Origin of the sequence: Labrenzia sp. OB1, from assembly GCF_001624695.1 — a bacterium.
GTDB lineage: Bacteria > Pseudomonadota > Alphaproteobacteria > Rhizobiales > Stappiaceae > Roseibium.
Genome location: NZ_JSEP01000004.1, coordinates 1 through 18047, shown reverse-complemented (window position 1 = coordinate 18047; position 18047 = coordinate 1). Strand labels below are relative to the sequence as shown.

Below are 18047 nucleotides of genomic sequence, written 5' to 3'. Positions count from 1 at the left end.
CTCAGTCTCCTGTGCGCTTGCGGTAGATGATATCGACCAGGACGGCAAGGACCAGAACGGTTCCGACCACGATGTTCTGGAGCGGTGCATCGACACCGACCATCGCCATTCCAGACTGCAGGGACTGCATGATCAGCGCACCGAGGATGGCGCCGTAGATCGTGCCGACGCCGCCAGCGAGTGCTGTTCCCCCGATGACCGCAGCGGCGATGACGCGCAGTTCGTCGAGCGTGCCGATGTCGTTGGTCGAAAATCCGAGCCGGGCCGCGGCCACAGCGGCAGCCAGTGCCGCCAGCCCGCCCATGATTGCGAAGACCTTGACCGTCAGGAGGCGGGTGTTGATGCCGGAAAGCTCAGCCGCGTCCGGATTGCCGCCGGTCGCGAAGATGTAGCGGCCGAGACGGGTGCGCCGGGCAACCATGGTCATGACGATCGCCACGACGATCAGCAGAACCACCGAATAGGGAATACCGTAGCCCATGGTCAGGCCTTCGGGCAGGGTTTCGCCGCTGGCCTCGAAAATGCGCTGCAGCCGTGCCTTGGGAATATCATAGGCGTTGAGGACCCAGACAAATCCGAGAATGGCGCACGTGGAGATCACCGCCATTGTTATCTCGGCCCAGGCCGGCTTTACCGGAAAACCGTGAGAGGCCTTGCGGCGGCGCGAGGCCACCTGCAGCCACAACGCCGCGGCAACGGCCAATATGCCGAAAATCCAGGAACCGGTTTCCCCCATGGTGCCGCCGATGCCGCCGATCATGGTGAAAGTATCGTCGAGCGGACCGATGGTCTGACCTGAGGTGATGAACCAGGCGACGTTTCGCCAGACCAGCAGACCACCCAGCGTCACGATGAACGCCGGAATGCTGAGGTAGCCGATCGTCCAGCCCTGAAACGCCCCGATGAGAACGCCGACGACAATCCCGGCCAGGATCGCCAGGATCCAGGTGGCGGGATGTCCGAGACCCAGAATGTCGGGCAGGAAATCCGTTTGCACGACCGCCATGACCGCCGCGATGGTGGCGAGGACCGAACCGACCGACAGATCGATATGGCGCGTGACGATGACGAACACCATGCCGGTCGCCATGATGGCGACGGATACGGTCTGAATCGTCAGGTTGAAAATGTTGCGCGGTGTCAGGAACCGGCCGTCCGTGAACACATTGAAAACCAGACACAGGACAATGAACGCCCCGATCATTCCCAGAAAGCGGGTATCCAGTTGCAACGCGGAAAAAATACTACGTGCTGTCGGGCTTTTTTGCCCGGCCAGAGCGGTTTCGGACATCAAGGTCACTCCTGCTTGGAGACCGTTTCAGCTCACGCATCGGGAGGCCCGTCCCGGGAACAGCCGGTGCGATCTTCGAAGATACGGAGACCGCATATTCAAAAACCGCTCCGGTGGAATTCCTGCTGAAAGGCCCCGGTCGTCATGACCGGGGCCCAGCATCATGCGTTGTGTTATCAGTTACAAGGCGCCGGGCCGCTTGCAACGCCCTGGCACAGATCATCTTTCGAGATCCAGCCAGCGTCGACAACAGCGGTCAGATTGTCCTTGGTGATCGGCATCGGAGCCAGGAACTTGGCCGTCAGCTCGGTACCGCCCGGAGAGGTCCATGCAGCCGCGCCGTCGACGTCAGCCATCTTGGAACCGCCAGCCAGGGACACGGCGATTTCGCCTGCAGCCTTGCCGAGTTCACGGGCGTCTTTCCAGACGGAAACGGTCTGGGTGCCCTTGGCGACGCGGTTCAGGGCGGCATGATCGCCGTCCTGGCCGGACACCGGAATGCCATCCATGCCCTGAGCCGTCAGAGCCGCGACAACACCGCCGGCTGTACCGTCGTTGGAAGCCACGACCGCATCGACCTTGTTGTCGGTGGCGGTAAGGATCTGTTCCATGTTGCGCTGAGCGTTGGCCGGCAGCCAGCCATCGGTGTAGGCTTCACCGACGATCTCGATGTCGCCCGAGTCGATCGCGGCCTGCAGAACTTCCTGCTGACCACCGCGGAGGAAATCCGCATTCGGGTCGGTCGGGGAGCCCTTGATCATGACGTATTTGCCCTTCGGCGCTGCAGCCTGAACCGCGGCAGCCTGCATGCGGCCGACTTCGACGTTGTCGAAGGTCAGGTAGAACGCACGCGGATCGTCGATCAGGCGGTCATAACCGACAACGGCGATGCCTTCGTCGGCAGCAGCCTGAACAGCCGGGCCGATTGCCTGGGAGTCCTGCGCCAGAATGATCAGGGCGTTGGCGCCTTGAGCGATCAGGGCTTCGACGTCTGAAAGCTGCTTCGCGGAAGAGCTCTGTGCGTCAGCGGAAATGTATTTCGCGCCTGCAGCCTCCAAAGCGCCCTTGATGGCGGCTTCATCGGTTTTCCAGCGCTCTTCCTGGAAGTTGGACCAGCTCACGCCGACAACAAGATCTTCCGCATGGGCGACATGAAGAGCAGTTGCGGACAGCAGAGCGCCCGCCAGCAAAGTGGTGATTTTACGCATTGCGATGTTTCCTCCAGTGGGCGCAGCCTGAATCAAGCGGCTGCACCTGAATATTCGTCTTTCAAGCCGGTGCCTTTTTGCGGCACCTTGAGATTAGGACAACCCTATTGTTATTTTTTTTGGCGTCCGAAAAAAAGTTGCTCTAAAGCGCCGCTCCTGTCAACATGGTTTTACAAAACTCTGCTCCGCGGGATCGAAGAATTCCGAATGAGGGCGGAAAAACCGGGAGAAACCCGGGACAGAGGAAACACCTTGGGAAGAGCTGAGCGCGCATGAAACGCAAGGCGGACCGGGATCAGATCCGGCGGCAAAACAGAAGTATCATACTCCAGGCCCTGCGCCGGAACGGACCGACGGCACGGATCGATCTTGGCCAGACGACACGTCTGAGCCCGGCAACCGTGACGGCGATCACCTCCGATTTGCTGGACCAGGGGCTGATCCTCAGTCTGGAGAGCGAGGAGCCGAAAGCTCCCCAGGCGCGCGGACGGCCGCGCACCTTGCTGAAGCTCAATCCGGATGCGGTCTTCACGCTCTGCATCCGGCTTTCGGTCAACAACATCGACCTATCGCTGGTGGATTTCGCCGGCGACGTCACGCGAGAAACGCGTATCCATTTCGACAGTTCCACCGCCGACGCGGATAGCTTTCCCGAGACGCTTGTCGAGGCCATCCGGCAATTCCTGCACGAAGCGGGCGTCGAGCCGTCCCAGGTCCGGGAAATCGGCGTCGCGGCACAGGGAGTCGTGGAGACAGAAACCGGCCTAGTCGCCTGGAGCCCGGCCTTTGCGGGGCGCAAGATTCCGGTCGTCGGTCCGTTGCAGTCAGCTTTCGGCGCGGACTGTTACATCTCCAACGACACCAACATGATCACCGAAGCACTGCACTGGTCCGATCCGACCCGCTACAGCGGCACCTTCGCCGTGGTCATGCTTGACTACGGGGTCGGCATGGGGCTCTACCTGAACAACAGGCTGTTTTCCGGCGCCAGCGGAACGGCAGCCGAATTCGGCCACGCCAATCACATTCCAGGCGGCGCGCTTTGCCGTTGCGGCAAGAAGGGTTGTCTGGAAGCCTATCTTTCCGACTATGCCCTTGTGCGGGCCGCCACACATCAGCCGGAGGACACCGACCCCGGCACGATCAAGGCCGGCGTGAGCGGTCTCGGCCGGCTGATCGAGCTTGCCGGCTCCGGTGACGACGACGCGCGCAAGGCCTTTCATGAGGCCGGGCGCGTCCTCGGATACGGGATCGCGCGGGTGATCGCCATGATCGACCCGAAACGGCTGGTGCTGACGGGCGCGGCCGTGCGGGCCTTCGACTTCATGAAAAAAGGCATGTGGGAAGGCCTGGACGACGCGCTGGTCGCGGACCTGCGCAACAATTTCACCCTCGACGTGATGCCCTGGAACGAGGATTTCATCCGCAGCGGCCTGATTGCCCAATCGATGGAACGTCTCGACAAGGATTTCCTCGGCAATGCAACACCGAAAGCAAGCCACAGCGCGCGGCCCGGAACGTCGGAGGCGACGGCATGATCCGCACGTTCAAACCAGCGGGTATTCCGATTGCGTTGACACTCCTCGTGGCAACTGCCCTGCCGGTGGCCGTCTTCGCCGATCCGGATCCGGAGCCGTGGAGCGAACGCGCCATTCGCGAAGACGTGGATATAAATGCCCTTGCCGCTTCGGGCGAGGATCCGATCACCGTTCTGCAGCCGCTTGGGGAACGCCTGTTTGCCGCCAGGTTCACTACATTGGACGGCGCCGGACGGCCGGACGCGACCGGCGCCGTCGTGCCGACCAAGGCCCGCCGACGGTCCCATTCACCCTTTCAGCGGCTCGCCGGGATGGACGCCAACGCCTGTGCCTCCTGTCACAACGAACCGGTGGTCGGCGGTGCGGGCGCCTTCACCGCCAATGTGTTCGTTTCAGAAGGTTTCGAGAGCGCTGATTTCGATACGATCGACCCGCAATTTTCCAACGAACGCAACACCAACGCGATCCAGGGCGCCGGGCTTATCGAACTGCTGGCCCGGGAAATGACCGCCGACCTGCGCCGGCAGCGGCAGGACGTGCTGGCAAAGGCGCGCCAGAGCGGCAATACCGCAAAGACCAGTCTGGCAAGCAAAGGAGTTTCCTTCGGTTCCCTGACCGCCTATCCGGACGGCACGCTGGATGTTTCCGGGTTAGAGGGGATCGACGACGACCTCACCCTGCGCCCCTTCAGTCAGAAGGGGGTGTTCGCCTCACTGCGCCAGTTCACCGTGAACGCGATGAACGCGCATCACGGTATGCAGGCGCGCGAAAGGTTCGGCACCGCCTGGACCGGTACGGACGATTTCGACGGCGACGGACATGCGGACGAACTGACGTCAGGACACATCTCGGCGCTGGTCGCCTGGCAGGCGACGCTGCCCGCGCCGACCCGGAAACAGGACTTGCCGGACATCTGGCAAAATGCCGCGAAGGCGGGTGAAGCGCTGTTCGGCGAGATCGGCTGCAGCTCGTGCCACATTCCGGAACTTCCTCTGGAGAGCTTGGTTTTTCAGGATCCCGGCCCCTACGACACCGCCGGCACCTTGCGGCAAAGCGATGTTGTCAGCCCTCTGGCCCTTGACCTTGGAACGCTGGACTGGGTGAAGGCGCTGCCGCGCGACGACCAGGGACGGGTTCTGGTGCCTTTGTTCGGCGATCTGAAGCGCCACAAGATCGCAGATGCCGCCAATGACACTTTCGGCAACGAATTGCTGGCCCAGCGGTTCGTCGCCCGGGACGTCTTCATGACCGCCGAACTCTGGGGTATCGGAAGCACGGCGCCCTATGGTCACCGGGGTGACCTGACCACCCTGAACGAAGTGATCCTCGCCCATGGCGGTGAGGCGACCGCGAGCCGCAAGGCCTATTCCGGCCTGGAAGAGCAGGACCGCAAGTCGATCATCGCTTTCCTGCGCAGTCTGGAGATTGCCGAATGAGACAGGCCGGTTTCCTTGCTCTGACCTTGCTGGCGGTGACCACCTCCGCCTGCCCCGCATTTGCCGACGACATTTCCGGCAATACCTCCGGGCAGAGCTCGCTCGCACCGGTGCCGGCCTTCGCCGAAGAGGCGCAATCGGCCGGGGTCAGCCACGTCTATGACGGCGCCTGGGAGTTCTTCGTCGGGGGCGGCACCGCCATTTTCGACTGCGACGGCGACCGGCGGCCGGATCTTTTTCTGGCCGGCGGGAAAAACCCGGCGCAACTCTTCCGCAATGCCAGCCCGACGGCGGGACTGCTGAAATTCGAGCCCATGGACACCGGGTTGAGCGACAGGCTATCGGCAAACGTTCTCGGCGCCTACCCGCTCGATTTCAACAATGACGACGTGCTGGATCTTGTCCTGCTGCGCCTCGGCGAAAACCTTCTTCTTGAAGGCAAGGGCTCCTGCCGCTTTGACGTGGCCAACCGTGCGCTTGCCTTTGACGGCGGGCGGGAATGGACGACCGCCTTTTCCGCGACTTTCGAACCGGACCTGGAATTTCCGACGCTGGCGTTCGGAAACTATGTCGACCGGTCCGCTCCCGGCGCGCCCTGGGGCACCTGCCACGACAACTTTCTGTTCCGGCCAGAGACGACCGGGGATGGCGACGTCAGCTATTCCGAGGCCACCCGTCTTTCGCCCGGTTACTGCAGCCTGTCGATGCTGTTCACCGACTGGAACCGCTCCGGCGAACCGGCACTGCGGGTTTCCAACGACCGGCAGTATTACCGCGGTGGCGAGGAGCAGCTCTGGGCGGTGCCTCCGGGCCGTCCGCCGCGCCCCTACCGCAAGGCCGACGGCTGGCAGCATCTGAAGATCTGGGGCATGGGCATTGCGTCCATCGACCTCGATGTCGACGGGTTCCCGGAATACGCGCTGACCAGCATGGGTGACACGAAACTGCAGAAGCTGGCCGAAGATTCCGACGAGACGGTCCCCGTCTATCAGGACATTGCCTTCGATCTCGGGGTCACCGCCCACCGTCCCTATGCGGGCGAGGACCTGAAGCCTTCCACAGGCTGGCACTCCGAATTCCAGGACGTCAACAATGACGGCCTGTGGGACCTCTACATCGCCAAGGGCAATGTGGAAGCCATGCCGGATTTTGCCGCCTACGACCCGGACAACCTGCTGCTCGGCCAGTGGGACGGCCGTTTTACCGAAGCCGGTGGCGAGGCCGGAATAGGCCTCGACCGGCGCGGCCGCGGCGCGGGCCTTGCGGACTTCAACGCCGACGGGCTGCTGGACATCGTCGTGGTCAACAGGGGTGCTCCCGCGAGCCTGTTCCGCAATCTAGGTCAGGGCACGGCAGAGGACCCGAAACCCCTCGGCAACTGGCTCGCCGTCGATATCCGCCAGCCGGGCAAATCCAACCGCCGCGCGGTCGGGGCCAAGATCAGCGTCAGGACGGGCAACCGCTCGACGGTGAAAGACGTCCAGATCGGCGCGGGCCACGCATCCGGCCAATCGGGCTTCGTCCATTTCGGCCTCGGCGTCGCCGAGCGCGCCAATGTGCGCATCAAATGGCCGGACGGAGACTGGAGCCACACTTACCGGGTGTTCGCCAACGGCCATGTGATCATCGATCGCGGCGCCGAAAAAGCCCGGCTCTGGTATCCGGAATAAGCCTCTTGGCGGCAGTCGATTGAACTGCTGTTTTATGCCTTACAGGTGGTGACTTTCCGGACTGTCTACTGAACACTACAGGTCTCGGTACGATCCCCGCGAAATCCGGGTTTCAAGGATTAATCCTCACAGAATTTACCTGTTCTCGACTTGCACGAGATTTGCCGGTTGTACTCGCGATGCCCCCAGGCTGTAGCGTCTTTCGCTGACAGTTTTGCAAACGCGCCTGTGCAAATTCCCTTTGCGTACATCCTGCCCTCAGCAGTATTGTAATTACCTTTCCGCTTGGCTTTCTCGCAAGCACTCAGCTCTGTTTTTGCGATACCTGTAGTAGGAGCGGGAGAACTTGACTGACACCCTGCGAGCACCGACACAAAAACCACTATCAAAAAGCTACGCAAACTTGAATTAAACAAGAATACTACTCCATCTTTTTACTATCTTCACACACCAGCTCGCGTAACCATCGGCCAAGGATACTCTAGCGGCTTCACCGTGACGCTGCTTGCACTGCCTGCACTGACCTTCGCCGACAAAATCCCGCGTTTCTGGTCTCAGCACGGCATTCACGGCTCCGGCATTGCTCCATTTTAGGCGCGCTTTATCGTCCTGCAACCGAACAAGAGCCAGAATCCGCGCCATGACGCATATTTCAGCATCTGCATGTTTTATGTCTAAGCTGCTGTAATATTGGCAATATATTTTCTGACTTTTTTCCTCAAGTTTATAATCATTCTAAAAAATATTTGACTAACTGTTCAAATTTTCTTCCAATGGTTTTCGAGCTTCCTCGCCAAACGAAGGACGCCACCCCAAAAATGATCGCCAACCTTCCGGAGATCTCCATGACCCAGACCACAGCCGGTCCGGATATTGCCGCCGGGCGTTTGTCCGACGACGCGTACGCAGAGAATTTCAGCGACCTGCATCCACTGCTGGACCCGCATGAAGCCCTGGTGGAAGCCGACCGCTGCTACTTCTGCTACGACGCGCCGTGCATGCAGGCCTGCCCGACCAGTATCGACATTCCGCAATTCATCCGCCAGATTTCGACGGGCAACCCCACCGGATCGGCAAAGACCATCTTCGAGCAGAATATCCTCGGCGGCATGTGTGCCCGTGTGTGTCCGACCGAGACCCTGTGCGAAGAGGTGTGTGTGCGGGAAGTTGCGGAAGGCAAGCCGGTGAAGATCGGCCAGCTGCAGCGTTATGCCACCGACCACTACATGACCGAGAACGACACGACGCCGTTCACACGCGGCGCACCGACAGGCCGGAAGGTCGCTGTGGTCGGGGCAGGTCCGGCCGGTCTTGCCTGCGCCCACCGCCTCGCGGTTCACGGCCACGACGTGACGCTGTTCGACGCAAGGGAAAAAGCCGGCGGGCTCAACGAGTTCGGAATCGCTTCCTATAAGTCGGTCCACGATTTTGCCGCCCATGAGGCGGAATTCGTCCTGTCGATCGGCGGTATCGAGCTGAAGACCGGAATGCGTCTTGGCGCCAATCTGGACCTGGCTAAACTGCGGGCCGGTTTTGACGCTGTGTTTCTCGGAATCGGCCTTGGCAGCGTCAACGCGCTCGGTATCGAGGGCGAGGACAAGAGCGGCTCCCTGGATGCGGTCGACTATATTGCCGACCTGCGCCAGGCGGACAATCTCTCCACCCTTCCGGTGGGACGCCGCATCGTCGTGATCGGCGGCGGCATGACCGCGGTCGATATCGCCGTTCAGACCAAACTGCTCGGGGCGGAAGATGTCACCATCGCCTATCGGCGCGGCCAGGACCGGATGAATGCCTCCGACTACGAGCAGCATCTGGCACAGACCAGCGGTGTGCGGATAATGACCTGGATGCAGCCGAAGGCGCTTGTCGCGCAGAACGACACGGTTACCGCCATTGAGCTGGAGCGGACCCGGGAGCACAATGGTTCCCTCACCGGCACCGGCGAGATCATCACCCTGCCTGCGGACATGGTGTTCAAGGCGGTCGGCCAGACGCTGGTGCAAACGGATCTGGGCGGTGCCCTGTCCCTCGAGAAGGGCCGTATCGTGGTCGATGTGGCCCGCAAGACGAGCCTTTCCGATGTCTGGGCCGGCGGTGATTGCGTGTTTGGCGGCGAGGACCTGACGGTCGCCGCCGTCGAGGACGGAAAGATTGCCGCTGAAAGCATCAACGCCGCCCTGAGCGCCTGAGGCGCCGGCGTTACGGATTTGAGGGAGAGCCGACATGGCTGATTTGAGAACAGAGTTTATCGGCATCAAATCGCCGAACCCGTTCTGGCTGGCCTCCGCGCCGCCAACCGACAAGGAATACAACGTCGTCAGGGCCTTCAAGGCGGGCTGGGGTGGCGTTGTCTGGAAGACTTTGGGTGAGGACCCGCCTGTCGTCAATGTCAACGGACCGCGCTATGGCGCGATCCACGGCAAGGACCGGCAATTGATCGGCCTCAACAACATCGAACTGATCACCGACCGGCCGCTTGAGGTCAATCTGCGCGAGATCAAACAGGTCAAGCGCGACTGGCCGGACCGCGCGCTCGTTGTTTCGCTGATGGTCCCCTGCGAGGAGCAGAGCTGGATCGACATTCTCCGCAAGGTGGAGGACACCGAAGCGGACGGGGTCGAACTCAATTTCGGCTGTCCCCACGGCATGAGCGAGCGCGGCATGGGCTCGGCGGTCGGACAGGTTCCCGAATATATCGAGATGGTGACGCGCTGGGTGAAACAGCACTCGCGCATGCCCTGCATCGTCAAACTGACACCGAACATCACCGATGTGCGCAAGCCTGCCCAGGCCGCCCTTGCCGGCGGCGCGGATGCGGTCTCGCTGATCAACACCATCAATTCGATCACGGCTGTCGATCTCGACATGATGTCCCCGTCGCCCACGGTCGACGGCAAGGGTGCGCATGGTGGCTATTGCGGCCCTGCCGTCAAGCCTATCGCGCTCAACATGGTCGCCGAGATCGCGCGTGACCCGGCCACCCGGGGCCTGCCGATCTCCGGCATCGGCGGCGTCACCACGTGGCGCGACGCAGCCGAATTCATGGCGCTCGGCTCGGGCACGGTTCAGGTCTGCACCGCAGCCATGACTTACGGTTTCAAGGTCGTCGAGGACATGATCGAAGGGCTCAGCGACTGGATGGACGAGAAGGGTTACACATCCGTCGACCAGTTCGTCGGCTCTGCCGTGCCCAATGTGACCGACTGGCAGTATCTCAACCTCAATTACGTCGCCAAGGCCGTCATCGATCAGGATCTTTGCATCCAGTGCGGCCGTTGCCACATCGCCTGCGAGGACACATCCCACCAGGCGATCACCAGCATGGTCGATGGCGCACGCAAGTTCGAGGTGATCGACGAGGAATGCGTCGGCTGCAATCTCTGCGTCAATGTCTGCCCGGTCGAGAACTGCATCACCCTGGAGCCGATGGCCGCGGACAGTGTCGATCCACGCACCAAGCGGACCGTCGAGAAAGACTACGCCAACTGGACGACCCATCCGAACAACCCGATGGCCGTCAGAGAAGCCGCCGAATAGGCACGGCTGTTCTCCTCAGCACATGCAGCCGCAGGCGGACCGGGATCTGCCTGCGGCTTTTCTGTCGCGACGCTCAGGCGGTGGCGCTTTTCTGGGTTTCCGTGTGGTTCAGTTCATTCAGGGGCGCCGGCTTTCCAAACAGATAGCCCTGCAGATATTCGCAGCCGGCATCGACAAGAAATTCCTTCTGCTCGGTGGTCTCAACCCCCTCGCCGACCGTCTGCATGCCCATAGCCTTTGCAAGCCCCAGCATGGAGCGAACCAGCGTGTCGGCTTCGTCTTCCTGACCGATGCGGGAGACGAAACTGCGATCGATCTTCATCTTGTCAAAGCGGAATTTGTGCAGATAACTCAGACTTGAGTACCCTGTGCCGAAATCGTCAATCGCAAGACCGATTCCGAGATCGCGGAGCGACTGGATCGTTTGAAGCGTTTCGGCGCTTTCTTCCATAAGCAGATCTTCGGTGATTTCCAGTATCAGACGGTCGGCGGGAAATTCGTTTTCCACCAGCAGATCAGCAACCTGTTCGGCAAGACCGGGCTTTCGGATCTGGCTGGTGCAGACATTGATGGACACCCCGGCGGTGTCCCAAGCACGCGCATCAGCGAGGGCGCGCTCAAGCACCCAGGTGCCGATTTCCGGCATCATGTCGGCATCGCGCGCAACAGGCAGGAAGACGGCAGGAGAGATCAGCCCGCGTTTCGGATGACGCCACCTGATCAACGCTTCGTAATAGACGGCTTCTCCGGTCCCGGCCGTGACGATCGGCTGATAGAAAAGCTCGAATTCGTTCCCCCGGATCGCGGCCACCAGATCAATCAGGAGTTCGCGCTGCTCGCGCAGCTGTTCGTCCATGCGATCGTCGTAGTAACGGAAGGAATTTTTCTGTTCCTGTTTGCAGCGGTGGAGGGCGATATCGGCCGCGCGGATCAGGTCGGGCAACTTGTGTCCGTGTTCCGGAAACCGTGCGATGCCTGCGCTGCATGAGGTCTCGATCTGCTTGTCTTCGAAGACGACCGGCAAACTCAGGATCCGGAACAGTTCTTCGATTTCCGACTGCTGCGGCCTCGCGGCGCCCCACTGGTCGGTCAGAATGACGAACTCGTCCCCCCCGATCCGGCCGATCAGTCCGTTCGAACCCAGCATCTTCTGGATACGGCGCGCTTGTTCGACAATCAATTGATCACCCGCCGCGTGACCATGGATATCGTTGACCTGCTTGAGATTATCGAGATCGAGATAAATCACCGAAGCACGATTGTGCAGCGCCGTTCGCACCATCAGCCATTTCGTGGCCAGGGATTGAAAATAGCCCCTGGACGCAAATCCGGTCATGGAATCGTGATTTGCCGTATGCAGAGCTTCCTGGTCCCGCTTGGCAAGGCTTCGCCGGGCGTGCGCATTCTGGCGCATCGTGAGAAGCGCTATCGTCAGTATGATCCCGAGCGAAATCAGCAGGATCGGGATCGAGGACATTATAATCGAGGACGCCCGGCTCATGGGGTACCAGGCCAGGTAGCCAAGAACATTGCCTGCATTGTTGGCAAGCGGTACCGAGATCATGTCTTTCGGCACTTCGGTGACAAATTCCAGATTGTCCAGGGACAGGCTTGCCAGCAGATCGCCGAGATGGATCACGTCGATTTCGAAAAAGGTGAGCAGAATGTTCGGCGAGGCGAACGTCATGTCGATCCCGCCCGGGTCCGGCACGATCGCAAAGGCGGCGGCGATGTTGGGCCTGCCGTCAATTTCGACGATGTCGACGCCTGAAATGTCGCTCAACTGACCTTTAAAACGGACCTCACCGCCGGACCGCACAAGACCCTGCCGGTATTTTTCCCGGATCGCGGACAACGTCACTTCCAGCTGCTCGCCGATCTGACGGGTGTAAACGTGCGGATGCGAGTTCTCGTGGAAATCGATGGCGAATGTGACATCACCGTCCTTGTCCAGAACCGCCGTGTAGGCATGCTTGAAATCCAGTGCCATATCCACGCCAAAGCGGGACTGGATCCATTCCATGGAAAGGTGTGTCTCGATGTTCTCGTAAGCAGCGTTCGAAGCGGCATAGCGCTCCATTTCCCTCAGGAGTTTGTGTTTGTGGTTTTCAAAGACGCGCGAAACCGATTTGATTTCCCGGGCCGCCGCTTCTTGTTCGGCTACCAGGACCTTGAACAGTACGGCCCCGAAAGAGAAAATCACCGCACAGAACATCAGGAAGATGATGTAACCGGATGGAATGCCCAGAATCGCGGGCTTTGGTTGTTTTTGCCCTGCCCGAGCCCGTTCACCTTCCCCATTCGTCAAGTTGAGTATGTCTGTTTTTTCAGACAAAATACGCCTTCCACAATCATATTCACTGCTTAACACAGAATATCTATTCTTGATTGAACCATAAAATGATTTCTGCGAGGTTAAATACGTTATGTCTAAAATAAACCATGCAAGACATCCCTGAGTCACTAAACACTCTTGATTATTTATTGTTAGTAATGACGATAGACATCGACCTGCTGCTCACTGATAAAAACCAGATCCGAACGTCCCTTCCGCCACTTCTTCGGAGGGTCCGGCCATGTATTGCCGGCCATTCCTCAATGCCTTCACGAGAGCGTTCGGATACGCTTCCGGCAAACAGGAGCGGAAGGCAGGGATTGCTTATAGGAAGGCAAGGCGCGACACTCGGACCGACAGAACCAGAAACCCGGGAAACAGTATGCAAGCCTCACGTTCCCTGCTGACGGCCTCAATCAGCCTGTGCGCCCTGATAGGTCTTTGGGGCGTCATCGATCCGGCGGGCCTGCTCGCCATTGCGAGCACAATCGTCGATCAGTATTTCTTGAGCCGCGGCTGGTTCGTGATGCTGTCGGTCACTCTCATGCTGCTGTTCTGCCTCGGCCTCACCTTAACGAAATTCGGCGACATTCGGCTTGGCGCGGACACGGACCGGCCGGAGTATTCGACACCGACCTGGATCGCCATGCTGTTCGCGGCCGGCATGGGGGTCGGTCTCCTGTTCTGGGCCGTCGCGGAACCGCTGACCCATTATCATTTCGCCAGGGAGGTGTTCCCGGCACCGATCGCCGCGGAACAGGCCCTGCTTGCCGCCAATTTCAACTGGGGCATTCATGCCTGGGCGATCTACGGCACGACAGCGCTTGCGATTGCCTATTTCAGTTACCGGCGCGGCACGCCGATGCTTGTCAGCGCCCCTGTCAGGAACCTTTTTCCGGGCGAACGCTGGGCAGATATCGTCGGCTGGTTCTCCGATTTCATGGCGATTGCCGCCATCGCCATCGGTGTGGCCGGATCGGTCGCCATGGGCGTCTTCCAGGTCGCCGATGGAATTTCCGTTCTTTTCGGTGCGCAGACAGCCGGTCCGATCCTTGTCGGAGCCGTGTTCCTTGTGATGATCGCCGCCTACATCCCGCCCCTCCTGGTGGATCTCGGCAGCGGCATGGCCAGGCTTTCGAACATCGCCATGATGCTGGCGATCGCACTTGTGGGTTACACGATCATATTCGGGCCGTCCGAATATCTCATGAACTCGATCATCGGCGGCATCGGCTCTTACATATCGGTGGTGATTCCGCGCGGACTGCAGACATTCACCTTCTTCGGCGACGAAGCCAACCAATGGTTCCACGACTGGACACTGACCTACATGGTCTGGTGGATCGCCTGGGGGCCTTTTGTCGGTGTGTTCGTTGCTCGCATCTCCAAGGGCCGCACCATTCGCGAGTTCGTGCTTGGCGTTCTGATCGGCCCGACACTCTTTTCCACCATCTGGTTCGGCGCCTTCGGTGGTGTCGGTCTCTATGAGACCCTCAACGGGACCGGGGAACTGCTGGCCATGACCCAGACCAACGTTGAACGCATGACGTTCGCCCTGTTCGACAGGCTGCCATTCGCGACGCTGACCACCCTCGTGACAGTGCTGGCGGCGTTCCTGTTCATCGTCACCAGCGTGGTCAGCGCCGCGTTCGTGCTCGGAACGTTTTCCACGGGCGGAAATCCGAACCCGAGCGTCAGGGTCCGGGTGATCTGGGGCGGTCTGCTTGGCGTTCTGGGGGCGGCCATGATCCTGTCCGGCTCGCTGCAGGCGGTCAAAAAGCTGATTGCCCTCGGGGCCCTGCCCTTTGTCTTCATCACCGTTCTTCTTTTCGCCTGCCTGATCCGGGCGCTGTTGCAGGACGCGAACAGAAAGCCATCCCATGCTGATCGGTGACCCCCTCGACACGCTGCTCAACCTCGGCACATTCGCCTTTATCGGCGCCATGATCTGGCTGGTGATGAGGAAAGATCCCGAAGGCGGCGATTGACGCCAACCGCGATCGCCAGGAATCCGTTTGATGGCTTTTCCCGGCTCTCGCTTTGCCCGGCCGAGCCGACAACCAAAACAATTTTCTCCGGCATGCCGTTTCGGCGCCACAACTCCAAACAGGCGAAGTTCCTGCATTTCGGGCTGAGCAATCTTTTCACAGAACACCAATGCCATGCCCGGCGAACAAGACCCTATTTGATCGCTTGGCATAAGGCGGCGGCATCTGAAAGAGATGCCCAAGTCAGCCGAACGGAGCAACGATATTACTGCTCGCGCGCAACGCCAACGTGTAATATCATGACCCCGGTTTATTTTTGTTTTTTATAAAATCGATTTTGATCAGTAGATGGAGGCTTGATATGAGCCATGTCGCCGGTTGGCCATTTATTCGTAAACTTGAAGCAGTTTTAACCCGTTCTCTCGACAAGCTCGGTCCCGAGGCGCGCCGCCAGGTCGAAGCAATTCTGACACCGGAGGCACTCGCGATAGTAGCAGCGGTTTTGGTTGCCTGGGTTGCTTCTCACGCGTTTGGCGTTGGTGAGATCATTGATATTATTCTTGTCGCTGTCGGGGCCGTTGCAATCGGACTGGCGGTTTTTTCCGGGCTCGATCACTTGTACGACTTTGCGTCGGGAACCTACAACGCAAGCTCGGAACGGGATCTCGATAAAGCCGCGGATCACTTCGCAAAAGCGGTGAGCATCCTGGGAATTCAAGCGGTGCTCGCGGTATTGTTCCGAGGCGCGCCACGGACCTACAAGGGAGGCCGGGCACCTGTGGGGTCGGCGCCCCCACGGACGCCGGGCATTCGTTACAAGCCAACCATTCGCCCCTCGGCGACGCGAGCGGCCGGTGAGGGCAGCACCAGCATGTGGGGCAATATCGTCGTCAGTATCCGCGGTACAGCAAACGACCAGCGGATTGTTCTGCTGCATGAAAAAGTGCACCAGTTCCTTACGCCCAAACTCTATCTGCTGCGCCAGTTCCGCGTCGAAAGCCGGGCAGGGTCCTACATGCGTTCCTCCCTCCGTCGATATCTGGAGGAGGCGCTTGCCGAAACGGTGGCACAGCTAGGCGTGAATGGCTTCCGGCAGTTTTTCACCGGGATTAAATTTCCGGTTCAGCAGGGATATGTGTATCTGGTCCGCGGTGGTGGTTATAGTTCCGGGTTCACCGGCTCCGGTATCTTGACTGAAACGGCGGGCTTGATTGCCAGCGGAATTCTGATCGAAAGCATAGAATTCGACATATGGTTCGATCCCGCCAAACCGGTTTTACCAACCGAGGAGCACTGATACCGTGTTGGGAAAATTGGTTCAGTGGCTATGGCGCCGCCCCACACGCCCGGTATTGACGCGCCTGAGTGAAGACGAAGCCCGGGCTCTTGCGCAAGCAGCCCTTGCAGACGACGCCAGTTCGGAAAATCTGGTCCTGCTTTCCGTTGAAACGGCGGAGACCGGTGCGGTGTGGATATTTCAGACGGCGACAATCGGCGCCCAGTGGGAAGTAAAAATCGAGGATCAGACTGGGTCGGTCCTTGGTGCAAAACGGCTTGGCCTCAGATAGGAGCACCGCCAACCGGGATAAATCGGTCAGCACCTTTTGGATGGTCCGGTTTGATTGCCAGTGTATGACAGGGTTGGTCTCTACCGTGTTTGGTCCATCTGGACGATGGATTCCGGTGCCGGTGGACGGTAGCCCAATGCTCTGTGTGGGCGCTTGGTATTGTAATGCTGCCCTAAATCGGGACAAGCCCATGATTTCGCAATAATAAGAAAAATAGATCTACACATTATTACGTTATATTTTTCATTAATCTATAATATTCTGTAATATACAAAATATTACAATAACAACAAAATAAATTCTTCTTCTGAAAAAAAATACATTTTATTAAATGATTTTATCAGAATTATGAATTATGTAATTTTTTTACCGCCTATTTTCACTTCAAAATACGTTGTGAATAAAATGTGCGGAAAATAAACAATTGCTAGTTGCTCCGTCCTGAAATCACTTACCGTCATTAATGACAGTGTGTGTCTATCCAGTCGGAGATTGAATCTTGACCAATTCTGCCCCTATCGCACAAGCCATTTCTGCAATTTCTCCGGAAAACGGGAGCGTTGTCACGGTCACGGCGAGCTACACGGATCTGGATGCGAACGACACGCATACGTTCAGTGTGGATACCACCGGCACGCTTGGAACAGTCATCAACAATAACGATGGCACGTTCAGCTATGACCCGAACGGTCTGTTTGAGAGCCTGGCGGCTGGCGAAACCGCGACGGACACGTTCACCTATACGGTTGATGACGGCAATGGCGGCACATCAACCGAAACAGTAACCGTGACGATCACGGGTCAGAATGATGCGCCTGTGGCCCTGGAGACGTCGGTTTCCCTTACGCAAAATACACTGTCCACGGTGTTCACGCCGGACTTCAGCGATCTGGATATCTCTGACACGCATACGGTGACATTTGACTTTGGAGGGGGTGGCTCCGTATCCGCAACGATGACACCGGTGACGGACAACGGCGATGGCACATACACCTATACTGCCCAGGACACCTATGACTATTTGCTCGCCGGCGAGACAGCGACAGAGACGTTCAGCTACACGGTGACGGACAATCTGGGAGCCAGTTCCACCAACACGGTCACCGTGACAATCATGGGCACCAATCACGCGCCTGTGGCCCTGGAGACGTCGGTTTCCCTGACGCAAAATACACTGTCCACGGTGTTCACGCCGGATTTCAGCGATCTGGACATGTCGGACACGCATACGGTGACATTTGATTTTGGGGGCGGCGGCTCCGTGTCCGCAACGATGACACCGGTGACGGACAACGGCGATGGCACCTACACCTACATTGCCCAGGATACCTATGAATATCTGGCCGCCGGAGAGACGGCGACAGAAACGTTCAGCTACACGGTGACGGACAATCTGGGGGCCAGTTCCACCAACACGGTGACGGTGACCATCACAGGCACCAATGACGCGCCTGTGGCGACAGCCTTGAGCGG

The 18047-nt window shown here is 59.2% G+C and carries 13 protein-coding genes; 9 read left to right on the top strand and 4 right to left on the bottom strand.

Annotation, left to right across the window (positions count from 1 at the left end; translation table 11 throughout):
• Position 1: 1 nt before the first annotated feature.
• Both OA90_RS06685 and xylF read right to left on the bottom strand, forming a co-directional pair.
• A complete protein-coding gene (locus OA90_RS06685) occupies positions 2-1291 on the bottom strand; it encodes a sugar ABC transporter permease (RefSeq protein WP_068408851.1) in 1290 nt (429 codons plus the stop codon).
• Between the two features lie 176 nt (positions 1292-1467).
• Entirely contained in the window at positions 1468-2499 is a 1032-nt protein-coding gene (xylF, locus tag OA90_RS06680) for a D-xylose ABC transporter substrate-binding protein (RefSeq protein WP_068408849.1), read from the bottom strand.
• A gap of 272 nt (positions 2500-2771) precedes the next feature.
• Between xylF and OA90_RS06675 the strand changes: the two genes are divergently transcribed.
• From OA90_RS06675 to preA, 5 genes are all read left to right on the top strand, one after another.
• The gene (locus OA90_RS06675) at positions 2772-4037 is read left to right on the top strand and encodes an ROK family transcriptional regulator (RefSeq protein WP_068408848.1); all 1266 of its coding nucleotides are present in this window, start codon (positions 2772-2774) and stop codon (positions 4035-4037) included.
• Positions 4034-5473: a di-heme oxidoredictase family protein gene (locus OA90_RS06670; protein WP_068408846.1), complete on the top strand. Its 1440-nt coding sequence runs from the start codon at positions 4034-4036 to the stop codon at positions 5471-5473. The genes OA90_RS06675 and OA90_RS06670 overlap by 4 nt, the downstream gene beginning before the upstream one ends.
• Positions 5470-7143, top strand: coding sequence for a CRTAC1 family protein (locus OA90_RS06665; protein ID WP_068408844.1), 1674 nt, complete (start codon positions 5470-5472; stop codon positions 7141-7143). Before OA90_RS06670 ends, OA90_RS06665 begins: the two co-directional genes overlap by 4 nt.
• An 845-nt stretch (positions 7144-7988) precedes the next feature.
• Complete coding sequence (locus tag OA90_RS06655; RefSeq protein WP_068409188.1) at positions 7989-9335, top strand: NAD(P)-dependent oxidoreductase; 1347 nt, start codon at positions 7989-7991, stop codon at positions 9333-9335.
• Positions 9336-9369: 34 nt separating this feature from the next.
• A complete protein-coding gene (gene preA, locus OA90_RS06650; protein WP_068408841.1) occupies positions 9370-10683 on the top strand; it encodes an NAD-dependent dihydropyrimidine dehydrogenase subunit PreA in 1314 nt (437 codons plus the stop codon).
• Between the two features lie 73 nt (positions 10684-10756).
• On the opposite strand, the gene OA90_RS06645 is transcribed toward preA, so the two are convergent.
• Positions 10757-13018 (bottom strand): bifunctional diguanylate cyclase/phosphodiesterase, encoded by a 2262-nt coding sequence (locus OA90_RS06645; RefSeq protein WP_208986020.1) that lies wholly within the window; start codon positions 13016-13018, stop codon positions 10757-10759.
• Between the two features lie 382 nt (positions 13019-13400).
• On the opposite strand from OA90_RS06645, the gene OA90_RS06640 reads away from it, so the two are divergent.
• The 3 genes from OA90_RS06640 (at position 13401) to OA90_RS06630 (ending at position 16574) form a co-directional block, all read left to right on the top strand.
• Positions 13401-14912, top strand: coding sequence for a BCCT family transporter (locus OA90_RS06640; protein WP_068408839.1), 1512 nt, complete (start codon positions 13401-13403; stop codon positions 14910-14912).
• A 455-nt stretch (positions 14913-15367) separates the two neighbouring features.
• Positions 15368-16303, top strand: coding sequence for a hypothetical protein (locus tag OA90_RS06635; RefSeq protein ID WP_068408837.1), 936 nt, complete (start codon positions 15368-15370; stop codon positions 16301-16303).
• A 4-nt stretch (positions 16304-16307) separates the two neighbouring features.
• Complete coding sequence (locus OA90_RS06630) at positions 16308-16574, top strand: hypothetical protein (RefSeq protein ID WP_156510411.1); 267 nt, start codon at positions 16308-16310, stop codon at positions 16572-16574.
• Positions 16575-16654: 80 nt separating this feature from the next.
• Here OA90_RS06630 and OA90_RS28480 read toward each other — a convergent pair whose 3' ends face one another.
• On the bottom strand, positions 16655-16777 hold the full coding sequence (locus OA90_RS28480; RefSeq protein WP_279625809.1) for an integrase core domain-containing protein: 123 nt from the start codon (positions 16775-16777) through the stop codon (positions 16655-16657).
• Between the two features lie 296 nt (positions 16778-17073).
• Between OA90_RS28480 and OA90_RS06625 the strand changes: the two genes are divergently transcribed.
• Positions 17074-18047, top strand: a 974-nt coding sequence (locus OA90_RS06625) for an Ig-like domain-containing protein (RefSeq protein WP_156510410.1), incomplete at its 3' end; no start/stop codon positions are given.

Excerpts from the sequence above, each read along its gene's own strand:
- OA90_RS06685 (WP_068408851.1), bottom strand. The coding sequence starts at position 1,291 with ATGTCCGAAACCGCTCTGGCCGGGCAAAAAAGCCCGACAGCACGTAGT.
- preA (WP_068408841.1), top strand. The coding sequence starts at position 9,370 with ATGGCTGATTTGAGAACAGAGTTTATCGGCATCAAATCGCCGAACCCG.
- OA90_RS06655 (WP_068409188.1), top strand. The coding sequence starts at position 7,989 with ATGACCCAGACCACAGCCGGTCCGGATATTGCCGCCGGGCGTTTGTCC.
- OA90_RS06640 (WP_068408839.1), top strand. The coding sequence starts at position 13,401 with ATGCAAGCCTCACGTTCCCTGCTGACGGCCTCAATCAGCCTGTGCGCC.
- OA90_RS06665 (WP_068408844.1), top strand. The coding sequence starts at position 5,470 with ATGAGACAGGCCGGTTTCCTTGCTCTGACCTTGCTGGCGGTGACCACC.
- OA90_RS06670 (WP_068408846.1), top strand. The coding sequence starts at position 4,034 with ATGATCCGCACGTTCAAACCAGCGGGTATTCCGATTGCGTTGACACTC.
- OA90_RS06675 (WP_068408848.1), top strand. The coding sequence starts at position 2,772 with ATGAAACGCAAGGCGGACCGGGATCAGATCCGGCGGCAAAACAGAAGT.
- xylF (WP_068408849.1), bottom strand. The coding sequence starts at position 2,499 with ATGCGTAAAATCACCACTTTGCTGGCGGGCGCTCTGCTGTCCGCAACT.
- OA90_RS06635 (WP_068408837.1), top strand. The coding sequence starts at position 15,368 with ATGAGCCATGTCGCCGGTTGGCCATTTATTCGTAAACTTGAAGCAGTT.